We start from the raw sequence: 13986 nt of genomic DNA on the forward strand, positions 1-13986 counted from the left end.
TCAATCCGCCTCCTTCCGCATTCTCAAAATCCTGGCTTTCAGTTCCTTTGGCATGGGAGTGGGAGGCGCATTCTTATGAAGCAGCCAGGTGGCAGCATAATGGGTATCCGTCACCTGGAACATGGGCGGCTCCAGACGGTAATCAATGGCTAAGGCATAGGCATTTCTGTCTGCAAAAGCATCCCCCTTTCCCTTATTTAAAAGATTGAACGGGCTTCCGGGAATGGTATAGAGCACCTCATCCGAGGCATCCAAATCCGGCATGGCGGATAATAACCCCCAGGTGTAAGGATGTCTGGGATCATAAAAGATCTCCTCTGCAAGCCCCTTTTCCACGATCTTTCCCGCATACATCACCGCCACATAGTCAGCCACCTTTGCCACCACACCAAGATCATGGGTGATATAGATGACGGAAATGCCTGTGTTTTTCTGTATTTCCCTGATCAGCTCCAGAATCCTGGCCTGAATGGTAACGTCAAGTGCTGTGGTCGGCTCATCACAGATCAGCACCTCCGGATCACAGGACAGTGCGATGGCAATGACCACTCTCTGGCGCATCCCGCCGGAAAGCTGGTGAGGATAACATCTCATTCTTTTTTCCGGCTCCGTGATTCCCACCATTGTCAGTAAATTGACCGCCTTTTTATAAGCCTCTTCTTTTGGTGTCTTATAGTGGCAGCGCATCCCTTCCATGATCTGTTTTCCAATGGGCATGGTAGGATTTAAAGAAGTCATGGGGTCCTGAAAGACCATGGCAATCCGCTTTCCGTTGATGCGGCGGCGCATTTCCCTTTTGGTCAGCTTCAATAAATCCTGATGTACGGTTTCTTCCCCTCTTTTGTAGGTAAAATCAATGGTTCCGCTTGTTACCTGTCCATTTCCGCTTAAGATTCCCATAATCGCTTTGACCGTAACCGATTTTCCTGAACCGGATTCACCTACGATAGCCAGGGTCTCTCCCTTGTACAAATCAAGCTTTACTCCCCGAATGGCATTGACCGCTCCGGCCGCAGTCTGAAAGGAGATGGACAAATCCCTGATTGACAATACTTTTTCCCTGTTCATAATCCGCCTCCTACAGCTCTTTCATTTTCGGATCAAATGCATCCCGAAGTCCGTCTGCCAGCATATTAAAACTTAACATGATGACGGCCAGAACAAACACCGGTGAGATAATCATATAGGGATGAGTGGTAAATGATTTAAAGGAATCACTAATCAAAGACCCCAAAGACGCCAGCGGCGCCGGTACCCCCAATCCGATAAATGCCAGAAATGCCTCCGTAAAAATGGCGTTTGGTATGGAAAACATGGACATGATAATAAGCTGTCCGAATATGTTTGGAAGAATTTCCTTGAATATAACGTAAAAATCTCCTGCCCCCAGTGTCTTTGAGGCAAGGACAAACTCCTGCTCCTTCAGCTTTAACACCTGTGCCCTTGCGATCCGGTTCATTCCGATCCAGCCGGTGATGGCAAGTGCCAGAGTAATGGTCGATAGCCCCGGCTTTAAGACCAGCATGAGAAGAGTCACTATGACCAGTGTGGGAATGCCGTTTAAGATTTCTGCAAACCTCTGCATCCCATTATCCACCATACCCCCAAAGTACCCGCTGACCAGACCATAGCTCATACCAAAACACAGGTCCACAATCACCGCCACCAAAGCGATGTATAAGGATATCCGGGTTCCCATAAATGTTCGGGTGAATATATCCCGCCCAAGGACATCCGTACCAAACCAGTAATAGGTATCCTCAAGACCAGTCGTCTTATTGGGGTCCACATATTTATTGACCACAGTCACACCGGTGGATGTGACCATTCGTTCAGACCCGTCAAACACTCCCCATCGTTCCAGAACCGGAATTCTCGGTGCCAGATTCTGGTGTGTTATGATCTGTCCGTCATAGGTATAGCCGTTCATATGGGGCCCAAGGACCGCTAACCCCACGATGATCAAGATGGCAAATAAACCAACCACGGCTCCTTTATTCTTATAAAATGCCGTCAAAACATCCTTCCAGTAAGGCTGTGCCGGATACACCTGATCCATTCCCAGATTCCTGTTCTCTGCCGGAAGAAAATCATCGGGAAGAAATACATAATCCTCTTCCTTTTCCCTACGACTGCTCATGATTCCCCTCCTTTGCCAGCCTGATTCTGGGATCAATGATTCCGTAGAGGATATCCACGAACAACATGATCCCGATATACATTGCACTGTAAATAAAAGCCAGGGTAACAATGACGTTATAATCATTGGACTGTATGGCAGTAACCAGAAGGCTTCCAATGCCCGGAATGGAAAATATCTTCTCCACCACCAACGAACCGGTCATCAGGCTTACCACAAGAGGCGCCAGGACCGTTACAATGGGAATCAGGGCGTTTCTTAATCCATGAACCAGTATCAGCCTCCACTCCGGCAGTCCCTTGCTTTCGGAAAACAGCATATAATCCGACCCCAGCACCTCCAGCATCTCCGTTCTTGTAAAACGGGCCACCGTAGCCACCGTAAACATTGCCAGGGAAATGGTTGGCAGGACCGAAGACTTTACCGCTGCCTCCTGCTGGTACAAAAGAGGAAGCAAGTGAAACCGGTATCCCAGCGTGTAAGACAGAACCAGTGCAAATACATAAGACGGAAGGCTGACTCCAAGTACGGATATAACCGTAGTCATGGTGTCAACGATGGTATTGTGCTTCAGTGCCGCAAAAAGCCCCAGAATCAGCCCCGCAACCGTTCCAAGAAGCACCGCCTGGCCTCCGATCCGTACAGACACAGGGAGTCTGGAGGCCAAAAGCGTTGTAATAGACGTATTCTTTGATATGGTATAAGACACTCCGAAATCACCGGTTACCATATGTCTGATATATTGCAGGAAGCGGAAATACACCGGTTGATCAAGGCCATATTTTTCATTTAAAAGAGCCACCTGGGACTGGGTCAGTTTCTCGTCATTAAAGGGCGATCCCGGCATCAGCTCCAGCATCAAAAACAGAATAAAAAGAATTGCCAGTAAGGTGGCCGCCGAAATGCATACCCGCTTTGCAACATATCTCTTCAAAAATATCTCTCCTATCTCATTGAACCGCTAATTCTTGACTGCATGTTTAAAATACCGGTTAATTGCTATGGAATGGAACTCGATGCCCTCTACATTTGCTTTCTGCATCACTGCATTCCCCTTTTGGTACACCGGAAGAATCACCGCATCCTCGCATACGATTTTCTCCGCCTCGATCAGAGCGTTCCACCGTTTTTCCGGATCAAGAGCCAGCTCTCCCTTTTTGCTGGATTCAATGATGCTGTCATACTCCGGATCAGACCAAAATCCATAGTTATTGGGACTGTCTGTGGTCCACATATCAAGATATGTCATAGGATCTGCATAGTCCGGTCCCCAGCGGGTAAGACCCAGCTCAAACTGGCCCTGCTGCATCCGTTCCACACGGTTTTTCTTTGGCATCTGTTCCAGATTGATGGTGATTCCCGGAAGTGTGGTCTGAATCTCAGACTGTAAAAACTGAGCCACATTAATGGCAGATTCTGTGTCCTCCACGATCATGTTAAAGGTCAGACTCTCAACCCCCAGCTCTTTTTTTGCTTCTTCCCAATAGCTTAATGCCTTCGCCTTATCGGTCTTAAAATAATCGCTTCCCGCACTCTCTCTGTAATCTTTTCCGTCAGGCCCTGCTGCCAAAAGAGTGGGAACTGCAAAGTAAGCAGGAATGGAACCATCCTTTAAAATATTGTTGCAGACCGCTTCCTTGTCAAAGCAGAGAGACAGGGCTTTTCTTAAGTTTAAGTTTTCAAGACCAGCCACCTTTAAATTGGGTGATATATACCACAGATACCCCGCCATAATATTTTTAAATTCCGGGTCAGCCTGAAACTGCTCTACCTGCTCTCCCGATAAAGTCACCACATCAAGATCTCCATTCTGATACGCCAGTATGGCCTGTTGGGAATCCTTGATCACCTGATATTTCATCCCGTCAAGTTTTACCTTATCCGCATCCCAGTAATCCGGATTTTTCTCCAGGGTAATGGTGGTTGCCGCCGGTTCGTAAGATGTGATCTTAAAAGGTCCGTTGGATAAAAGGGTGTCCGGCGTACTGGCATACTGATCACCGCAGGACTCAAAAAACTCCTGATTGACCGGATAAAAAGTAGGGAATGCCATCAAAGATTCAAAATACGGAACCGGAACATCAAGCTCTACCTTTAAAGTCTTTTCATCCACAGCCGTAACGCCTAACTCCTCCAAAGGCAGCTCTCCCGCTGCCACTGCATCCGCATTCTTTATCCCTGCAATTCCAACGATAAACGCATACTCACTGGCTGTTTTCGGGTCTACCGCCCGTCTCCAGGCAAATACGAAATCATTGGCTGTGACCGGCGTTCCATTGGACCATTTTACATCTCTCAAATGATAGGTCAGAGTTAATCCATCAGAACTTTTATCCACACTCTCAGCCAGTCCGGGCACTGGTTTTCCACCGGCATCCAGTTCATATAAACCATCGGTAATGTCAGCAATGACCTCAAAAGAGGTTCCGTCAGTGGCAATCTGTGGATCTAATGAAGCCACTTCCACATCAATATGTACATTTAAAACACGTTCCCCACCGTTTCCGCTTTCCGTTGCTTCTGTCTCGGCCAGGGAGGTCTTAGTCTCCCCGGTCTCTGTCTTTGCGCTCCCACATGCACTCAAAGACCATGCCATGATTCCTGCCATACCGACGGCAGCCAGCCGCTTTAACTTTTTCTTCATCCGATTTCCTCCTTATAATCATTCTTATTTTTTATCCCACAGGCCCCAGCCAGCTGAGACAAAAATAGTGCCTGACAGAATCCACCTCTGTTCAGACACCATTGTCAAAAATATTTCATAACATTATACCGCTTCCCAAAATTTATTAATTCTTTATCAACCAAAACAAAACGATGAAAGAAGTTTTTCCACACTTAAACCAAGGGCGTCTTTTTCTAATGAATATGCTTTCTGATGTTTTATGAGAACCAAATATTCCATTTGTTCAAAATTTGTCCCAGTCAATAAAAAAAGACGGAGAAATGTAAGTCATTTCGCCGCCTGTATTCCTGATACAAACAAATCCTTATGTATGAAGTCCGAACCGTTCTTCCATCATGGCCCGCAGTTCATCCACCACGTCTCCAGCTTCCAGCCCATTCTCATCAATGGTAATATCCGCATATTTCTCATAATACGGAATCCGCTCGTCATATAAGTCCTTTAAGGTCATTCCGTTTTTAAGGACGACTCCCCGGTCTGCCAGATCGCCCAAACGCTCCTTGAGACTTTCATAACTGAGCTTTAAATAGACTACAATACTGATCTCCTTCAAATGTTCCATGGCTTCTTTTCCATAAATCACACTTCCGCCTGGTGCAATGACACTGCGGGAAACCGAAAGCTCTTTGTTGATCCTGTTTTCAATTTCCAAGAACCCGTCATCTCCTTCATCAGCAATGATCTCTTTTAAAAGCCGGTTTTCCTTTTCCTGAATTATAATATCCACGTCTACAAATGAATATCCAAGACGCTTTGCCAGTAGCACACCAATGGTACTCTTTCCCGAACCGGGCATCCCAATCAGTGTAATGTTCTCCTGCTTGCGCATCATCTTTTCTTCCTCCTGCCGGTTGATTTTTTGTCAGTCTTTCTTACCGAATAACCAAAGCTTCCGATTTTCTTTCCAAGTTCAAAATACTCTCCGTGAGAATAAGCCACCAGTCCAGCCTGATTTAAATGAAATTTGTTTTTCTCATCCATGTACCGGCTGTCAACGGTCACTCCCAGAATCTCAGCCAAAAACATGTCATGGCTTCCCAGATGCCTGATATCCACCACCCGGCAGGATAAACATACCGGACTTTCTTCTATTCCAGGTACCTTGATATGCTTAAGAGTGCAGGGCGTCAGCTTCATATCTGCAAACTTATCAACATCCTTTCCGGATTTTACCCCGCAGTAATCCGCTGCCCGCACCAGTTCCTTTGAGACCAGATTCACTGCAAATTCCCCGGTCTCTTTAATAATATCATAGGAATGCCGCTCCTTTCGTACAGAAATAGAGAGCATGGCAGGCGTGGAACATATGGTTCCTGCCCATGCAACCGTAATAATATTCGGCTTTTCTCCCTCCCGCTTACAACTGACCATAACCGCCGGAACCGGATAAAGCATGTTGCCCGGCTTCCAGTCCACCTTTTCCCTCCTGAGAGGAAGTTTCTTTTCGTTCATCTGCTGTTTTTTCATGGGAAGGGCCTCCTTATCCCTGAACGGCTAACATAATGCTTGGAATCAACTGTTTCTTTCTGGATACCACCCCCGGTAAACTGACCACATGATCCTGGGAACTGGTTTTATCATCCTCTGCCCGGAAAGCTCCGGCGATCAGTTGTTTTGCTCCCTGGCCTTCGCAGAGCAGCTCTGTGGATTCCGTAAGGATATTGGTAAGCATAAAGAACATCATGTCAACGCCATGCTCTTCTCTCGCCTTTTTCATGTATGGAAGCAGACGGACTTCCAGCTCTCCCAGTTCCTCGGAATTTAAAGAACTGATCTGACCCACACCAAAAGTCACCTTTCCAACGGTAAACTTTTTAAAGTCCTGATAAAAGATCTCTGCATCTGTCTTTCCCTTTAAGTTGCTGGCCGCGGCAAACATGGAGGACGCATACTTTTCCGCATCGATTCCTGCGATAGCTGCAAGAGCAAGGGCAGCCTTTTTATCCACCTCCGTACAGGTAGGCGAACGGAACAGAAGCGTGTCGGAAATGATGGCGCTGCATAAAAGTCCGGCGATCTGAGGCTCAATGGAAACATGGTTTTCCTGATACATCTGATAGACAATGGTAGCCGTACACCCTACCGGCTGATTGCGGAAGAATACAGGCGCTATGGTTTCCACAGTTCCCAGCCGGTGATGATCGATGATTTCCAGAATCTCTGCACTTTCCATACCTTCCACCGCCTGGGACCTTTCGTTGTGATCCACAAGAATCAGGCGTTTCCCCTTTGCCCCAAGCAGATTACGGCGGGAAATCATTCCCTTGTATTTTCCGTTCTTATCAAGGATGGGGAAATCCCGGTGGCGCTTGCTTGCCATCACATCCTTGATCTCATCGATGTAATCTTCCTCTTCAAAGGTTATCAGCCCTTCCGTCTTCATGAAATAACTGATAGGTATGCTCTGGTTCACCAGACGGGCCGCTGTATACGTATCATATGGGGTCGTTATGACCGTACAGCCCCGTTCCTGAGCCAGCTTTTTAATGGTCATGGAAACTGCGGCTCCTTCACATACAACAATACAGGCCGCCTCCATCTCAATGGCACAAAGCTGGGATTCATACCGGTTCCCCAGTATCACCAGATCCCCTTTTGAGATGTAATACTCCATCATATCCGGATTGGCCGCTGCAATCAGCACCTTTCCATTATCAAAATAGGCCGCCTTATCTCCAACCACCACATCACCTTCCAAAGTCTCTACGATGTTGGAGTACTGGGTACAGGCTTTTGACAGAATGCTGCTGTCATATACGTTCATGTATGACTTTGCAATATCACCGACCGTAATAAGCCCTTCCAGCATCCCATCCCCGGTCACAGCCGGAATGGTCACTGCATTGGCTTCCTGCATCAGATTCCAGGCTTTTTTTAAGGATAGGTTCTTCTCTACTCCCTTTGTTGCCCGGATCTCTATATCCAGAACCTGGGTCTTTACATTTTCCACAAGCACCGGGGCTTCCACACCAAAGTAATTTAACACGAACTGGGTTTCTTCATTCACACGTCCGGCACGTCCCGGCTGATAATCTTCACCGGTAATGATCCGCTTTAGATTCGCATAACAGACTGCTGAGCAGATGGAATCCGTATCCGGATTTTTATGACCAATAACAATGGTCTTTCTATTTTTAAGGCTGTTTCCCATAGTCTCTCCTTTTTCATAATCTGTTTACAGGCCGTTCATATTGTGTTCATATCCGTTTTTTATACTAAATGTATAGAAAATAAGTAATACAAACAAGTTAATCAGTCAAGTTGCACATAGATTTTTCATAATTGCCCCGGTTGTCCATCAGCCGGGGCCTCCTCATGTTCAAAACTCTCCTGCTTTGTGAAGTATTCCCATTATATCATAATTTAGTAAATTGTAAATAAACCCCAAATAAAATACCAGATATGGCTGAGGAAGAAATCTCCTTTGCCAATACCTGGTATTTTTTCTATCTAATTTAAAATCAGCCTGGCAGCTCCATAAATACCGGCATCATTCCCAAGGGTGGCCAAAACGATTCCGCCCTTATTTTTAGAAATAGGTGTGAATTTTTCATAATTCCGATAAATTACATCAATAAGGAACTGGCCGGCTCTTGACACACCGCCCCCCAGAACAAAGACTTCCGGGTCTGTAGTCATGGAGATCTGGGCCAGAGCAAGCCCCAGATAATGACCTACCACATCCATGACCTCAAGGGCAAGCCCATCCCCTGCCTTGGCCCCGTCAAGCACGTCCTTTGCCGTCACCTTATCACCAAAGGCTCTCAGTACCGACGGTATATCCTTAGAAGCCATCTGTCTTCTTGCTTCCCTTGCAATGCCGGTAGCACTTGCGACCTGCTCCACACAGCCTACGCCGCCGCAGTTGCAGGTTTCCGTTTCATCCTCACGGATGTGGATGTGACCGATCTCTCCCCCCAGTCCGTGCCTTCCGGCTACGATCTTCTGGTCAATGATCACACCTCCACCCACACCGGTGCCCAGAGTGACCATAACGATGTCATGATAGCCTTTACCGCCGCCCTGCCACATCTCTCCGAGAGCTGCTGCATTGGCATCATTGGCACTTTTCACAGGAAGTCCGTGAATCCTTTCACTTAACTCCCGCTCCGGATACCGGTCACGCCAGCCTAAATTGACACAGACCTCCACATATCCGTTTGGAAGGACCGGACCGGGGATCCCCAGCCCGACTCCGGCGATCTCTTCCTCAGATATCCCCAGTTCTTCAAGTTTTTTTAATATGGAGTCAGCGGTATCATCAAGAATGTATCTGCCGCCCTCCTCCTTTCTGGTCATCACTTCCCATTTCTGCAGAAGTTCCCCCGATGATTCAAACAGGCCGATCTTTACGGAAGTGCCGCCAACGTCAACACCAATACACTTCATTCCCATGACTGCTTACGCTCCTTTTCCTTTTGTATCAAGATGTCAGACATCTTTTATAAGGATTTCGCAACTTCTGCCACACGCTCCGCCGTAAATCCAAAATGCTCAAATAACTGACCGGCAGGACCGCTGGCGCCAAAGCCTGTCATGGTCACATAAGCTCCGTCAAGACCTACGTATCTGCCCCATCCAAAATCACTTAATGCTTCCACAGCCACACGCCTGCGAACAGCCTTTGGAAGAACAGACTCTTTGTACTCCTCACTCTGCTCTTCAAACAAATCCATACAAGGCATGGAAACGACCCGGACCTTACGGTCAGAAAGAAGCGCCTTTGCCTTTACTGCAAGCTCCACCTCAGAACCGCTTGCAATCAGAATGATATCCGGTGTCCCTTCGCAGTCGTCAATGACATAACCGCCCTTTAACGCTTCCTTGCTGCTGCCAGGCATTGGAGTCAAGTTCTGTCTGGTAAGAACAAGGCCGGTAGGTGTCTTTTTGGATGTCAGTGCAGAATACCAGGCGGCTTCGGTCTCTGTCTCATCACAGGGACGGAACACATGGAAATTCGGCATGGCACGAAGCATGGCAAGCTGTTCCACCGGCTCATGGGTCGGGCCGTCTTCTCCAACACCGATGCTGTCATGGGTGAAGATAAAGGTCTGCGGAATTCCCATCAGGGAAGCCAGACGTGCCATAGGCTTTGTATAATCACTGAATACAAAGAACGTAGCTATAAAGGTACGAAGTCCGCCGTGAAGCAGCATCCCGTTACCAATTGCAGTCATACCAAGTTCTCTGACGCCAAAATGCATATTGCGGCCGCTTCTGTTTTCCTTTGAATAATCTCCCGCTTCAGACATGTTGGTCTTGTTGGAAGGAGCAAGGTCTGCAGAACCGCCGATCAGATTCGGCATATGGTTTTTGATGCGGTTCAATATCTGTCCCGATAAATTTCTGGTAGCATCTGCTTTTTCCGGCTTCTTCCAGAAATCAGCACAGGCATCAATCGCTTTTTTTGCTCCGTCAGGATCATGGTAGGCATTCCATAAGGCTTCCATCTCCGGATATTCCTCACAGTAAGCTGCAAACATTACCTTCCAGGCAGCTTCCACCTCCGCTTTTTCCTCAGCCAGCTTGCGGTAATGGCTGTATACCTCTTCCGGAACAAAAAACGGTTCTGTGGATGGCCAGCCTAAGTTCTCCTTTAATGCAGTGATATTATCTGCCCCCAAAGGCTCTCCATGGGCACTGGCTTTTCCCTGTTTTGCCGGGCAGCCGTAACCGATCTGGGTCTTGATGGTGATAAAGGAAGGATGCTCTGTGTCTGCCTTGGCTTCTTCAATGGCACGTGCGATAGCATTTAAGTCATTGCCGTCTTCTACGGTTATGGTCTGGAAATGGAAAGCCTCCATACGTTTTTGAACGTCCTCTGTAAATGCGATATCTGTGCTTCCCTCAATGGATATCTGGTTGGAATCATAAAGAACGATCAGTTTTCCAAGTGAAAGTGTTCCTGCAAGAGAAAATACTTCGGAAGAGATTCCCTCCATCATACAGCCGTCTCCGCCCAGCACATAGGTGTAGTGATCCACAACCGGAAAATTCTCTTTATTGAATACAGATGCCAGATGACTCTCTGCAATGGCCATACCAACTGCCATTCCCATACCCGCACCAAGAGGTCCTGTGGTCGCCTCAACCCCTACAGTATGGCCGTACTCCGGATGTCCCGGTGTCTTAGAGCCTAACTGTCTGAAATTCATCAAATCCTCTTTGGATAAATTTCCGTATCCAAACAAATGGAGAAGAGAATACAAAAGCATGGAACCATGACCCCCGGATAAAATAAAGCGGTCTCTGTTTGCCCAGTCCGGATCTGCCGGATTGTGATTTAAGTGGTTCGCCCATAATTCATAAGCGGCGGACGCACAGCCTAAGGGAAGCCCCGGATGCCCGGAATTGGCTTTCTGAATCGCATCTGCGGACAGGATGCGGATTGCGTTAATTGACATGGTTTCGACGTTGCTCATTGGTATTGCCCTCCTATTTGTAATCTGATTTCTTTCATATTTTGAGGACCCGTCACGATCAGAGTATTAGGAAACCTGCCGTTACGGATCTTAGATACCGAAAAATCGAATGTACCGGAAAATTTAAGCCTGCCGGACATATTATAGACTCTGCACGAATCTTCATTATACAAAAATACATGATCTCCGTCAATATCCGCATGGGTATACTGATATTGGAAGTCCCTGGAAAAAACGTGATCCCCATTGGCTTTATAAATGTCCAGCCGGTATGGGTTCTCCCCTTCCGGGTTGTCCACGATAAGTCCTACATATTTACTGGAATAACATACGCTTTTAATATCCTCCGGTACCGGAATCTGCTTTAAAAGCTCCGGAGACAAGGCGTTCTTTGTGGAATAAAACGAAACGCTGTTGTCTGCAAATGCACAGGAATATGTATCGTCAAGAAACCGGACCTGGGCCACAAGCGCCCCATCATACGGCTCATCAAAGCCGCCCACCAGCCTGTCCGGAATGCTTTTTCCGATTTCAGCGAAGTTATGGAACGCGACTCTACCGTTTAACGTGCCATTCTTTAAATAGGCATAAGCCCCTATCAGCTGGGTACCGTCAGGAGATAAACTGATATCCACAGGATAGCCGGAATTCCCTAAAAGCGCTTTGATCTTTACATCAAGAGCCGATCCATCCTGTTTAAAAAAGTATATATAATTGGACGTGGAATCCTCTAATATGGCAGCTACTACTCCAAAAGAGGATACTGATGCCTTCACGATCGGAAGAACCGTAGTTGCCACCCCTGTATTTCCCGCCTTGTCAAAAATATAAATGGAATTCCCCTGCTGGTCCACAATGGCTGCATAATCTCCGCTCACATAAGCCTTCGGAGATTTCATCTCATAGCTTTGAATCCATACTTCTTTTCCCTGAGAATCCAGATAAGAGGCACCATCCTTGCTGTATTTCAGTACATTGGAGCCAAAATCCATGTATCCTTCATAGCTTCCCTCATTCATCTCCTTTGCCCAGACGACCCCGTACCTGGTATAATGATAGAGTCTGAAATATTGAAATGCACCGATTCCCCCTGCTGCAAGCACCAAAAACAGAATAAGGAAAATCCTGAGCCTCTTTTTTCTCACCTTGACGCGGGCTTTCTTTATGATTTCTTCGCTGGACTCACTCTTGTCCACAGAAGCTGGAACAATCTGCCGCCTCAGCTGGTTTTTTTTAATCTCTCTGTTCATAGAGTTCAATTCGCTCATGCAGTTTTCTCCTAAAAGTGCCCATATATAGTTGTAGTATACATCATTTTCAGAAGAAACGCATTATTTTTTTCTACGGAAGCAGTAATTTCTGGCCTGCTACGATCTTATTCTCATCCTCCAATCCATTAAGCTCACAGATTTCCTTCAGCTTATTCACCGTATGGTATTCTGCTATGCTGATCCCGTATAGCGTCTCCCCTTCCTGCACCACATGGACCCGCTGTCCCGATGACGCGGCTGCTTCTGTTTCCGCCGGTGCCTGGCTGGTCTCTGCCGGAGCCTGTCCGGTTTCTGCAGAAGCCGCGCTTGTCTGCTCTTTGGTGCCATTGGTCTCTGCAGAAGCCGCACTTGTCTGCTCCCTGGTGCCATTGGTCTCCGCAGAAGCCACGCTTGTCTGTGCCTCCGTGCCTTTTGTCTCCGCAGAAGCCGCGCTTGTCTGCGCCTCCGTCCCTGAGGATTCCTGGTTTGCAGGTGTTTTTGCCGATGCCTGGCTCTCCCCAGGTTTCGTTTCCGGTACGGTTTTCGACATGGTTTCCTTATTCACCGCAGTCGTTGGAGAAATACCTGCTTCTGCATCCTCCACCACAACTTTTGATTCTTCCTTGCCGCTCTTTTTCCGGCTTCCTCCTAAAAGCTGTTCTGCCTTTGCCGGAATGGCGGAAACAATGACACTTTCCATGCTCTGCATCTGTTCAAAGTTGTTAAACAGAACAATTCCGCCAGCTAATATGACGACTGCCATGGCAGTACACATGCCTCTAAGGAGCCCGGTGGTCTGATGCCTGTCCGTAACTTCCTCTTTGCGCTCGTCCATTCGCTTGCGGAATTCTTCAATTACCTTATCATTTGTATCGGTTTCGATACGTTTTACATCTTTTCGCAGAACCATGTAATCCTGCATCATCTGGTTTCGCTCATAATAAATGCTGTAGCCCTGAAGCCTGTAAAATCCGTCCTCCGACGTTATGTAGACCGTTTCATCTCCTTCCACTCCGTTGCTTAGATACATCAGTTTATTGGGGCCCTCAAAATACTGGATATGCTGTTTCCAATAATTTAAAGGCGTCAGATCATCTCCGGGACTGCCACATAAAAACCAGCCCTGAATGGATCTCTTTGGAAAAAGCTGTTCCATGTTCTGATAGGCTTTTTTCCAGGAAAGCTCTGTAAAAGCCACCCTTCCGCCGGAATCCGTCACACCCTCCATCTCCAAAGCTCCGTCAATAAAGATATAAGGCGTTCCGTCGTTCATTTCCATACTGCCAAGCAATAAGCCTACCCGCAGTCCTTGTCCTCCTACAGGATACAGGCGTTTCAAATACGTGTTTACATAATCCTCTACATATAACTTTACGATCTGATCCCGCTCCCCGATCTGCCTGATATTCTTTGGCAGCTTCGGGTAGGGATTGTATAATTCACCCATTGGCTCACCCCGCTATTTTTTTAATCCAATGAATCATAGCA

11 protein-coding genes are annotated in these 13986 nt (G+C 47.2%); all 11 read right to left on the reverse strand.

All coding sequences use genetic code 11. The features are described 5' to 3' along the window. Positions 1-1068: an ABC transporter ATP-binding protein gene (locus ACLTWA_RS18770; RefSeq protein WP_412329436.1), complete on the reverse strand. Its 1068-nt coding sequence runs from the start codon at positions 1066-1068 to the stop codon at positions 1-3. 10 nt (positions 1069-1078) lie between these two features. Beyond that, the gene (locus tag ACLTWA_RS18775) at positions 1079-2140 is read right to left on the reverse strand and encodes an ABC transporter permease (RefSeq protein WP_412329437.1); all 1062 of its coding nucleotides are present in this window, start codon (positions 2138-2140) and stop codon (positions 1079-1081) included. Next, positions 2127-3074: an ABC transporter permease gene (locus tag ACLTWA_RS18780; protein WP_412329438.1), complete on the reverse strand. Its 948-nt coding sequence runs from the start codon at positions 3072-3074 to the stop codon at positions 2127-2129. Before ACLTWA_RS18780 ends, ACLTWA_RS18775 begins: the two co-directional genes overlap by 14 nt. Before the next feature lie 27 nt (positions 3075-3101). Then, positions 3102-4784, reverse strand: a complete 1683-nt coding sequence (locus tag ACLTWA_RS18785; RefSeq protein WP_412329439.1) for a peptide ABC transporter substrate-binding protein — start codon at positions 4782-4784, stop codon at positions 3102-3104. Positions 4785-5130: 346 nt separating this feature from the next. Beyond that, positions 5131-5658, reverse strand: coding sequence for a shikimate kinase (locus ACLTWA_RS18790; RefSeq protein WP_412329440.1), 528 nt, complete (start codon positions 5656-5658; stop codon positions 5131-5133). Continuing rightward, positions 5655-6293 carry a flavin reductase family protein gene (locus ACLTWA_RS18795; protein ID WP_412329441.1) on the reverse strand — a complete coding sequence of 213 codons (639 nt, stop codon included), beginning with the start codon at positions 6291-6293 and terminating at the stop codon, positions 5655-5657. The genes ACLTWA_RS18790 and ACLTWA_RS18795 overlap by 4 nt, the downstream gene beginning before the upstream one ends. A 13-nt stretch (positions 6294-6306) precedes the next feature. Continuing rightward, the gene (locus ACLTWA_RS18800; RefSeq protein WP_412329442.1) at positions 6307-7977 is read right to left on the reverse strand and encodes a putative manganese-dependent inorganic diphosphatase; all 1671 of its coding nucleotides are present in this window, start codon (positions 7975-7977) and stop codon (positions 6307-6309) included. 299 nt (positions 7978-8276) lie between these two features. Further along, positions 8277-9221: an ROK family glucokinase gene (locus ACLTWA_RS18805; RefSeq protein ID WP_412329443.1), complete on the reverse strand. Its 945-nt coding sequence runs from the start codon at positions 9219-9221 to the stop codon at positions 8277-8279. Between the two features lie 47 nt (positions 9222-9268). After that, the gene (gene tkt / locus ACLTWA_RS18810) at positions 9269-11248 is read right to left on the reverse strand and encodes a transketolase (RefSeq protein ID WP_412329444.1); all 1980 of its coding nucleotides are present in this window, start codon (positions 11246-11248) and stop codon (positions 9269-9271) included. Further along, positions 11245-12516, reverse strand: coding sequence for a DUF5711 family protein (locus tag ACLTWA_RS18815; RefSeq protein ID WP_412329445.1), 1272 nt, complete (start codon positions 12514-12516; stop codon positions 11245-11247). Before ACLTWA_RS18815 ends, tkt begins: the two co-directional genes overlap by 4 nt. 73 nt (positions 12517-12589) lie before the next feature. Then, the gene (locus ACLTWA_RS18820) at positions 12590-13945 is read right to left on the reverse strand and encodes a LysM peptidoglycan-binding domain-containing protein (RefSeq protein ID WP_412329446.1); all 1356 of its coding nucleotides are present in this window, start codon (positions 13943-13945) and stop codon (positions 12590-12592) included. Positions 13946-13986: the final 41 nt, after the last annotated feature.

This window comes from Lacrimispora sp., assembly GCF_046972725.1.
In the GTDB taxonomy this organism is placed as follows: domain Bacteria; phylum Bacillota; class Clostridia; order Lachnospirales; family Lachnospiraceae; genus Lacrimispora.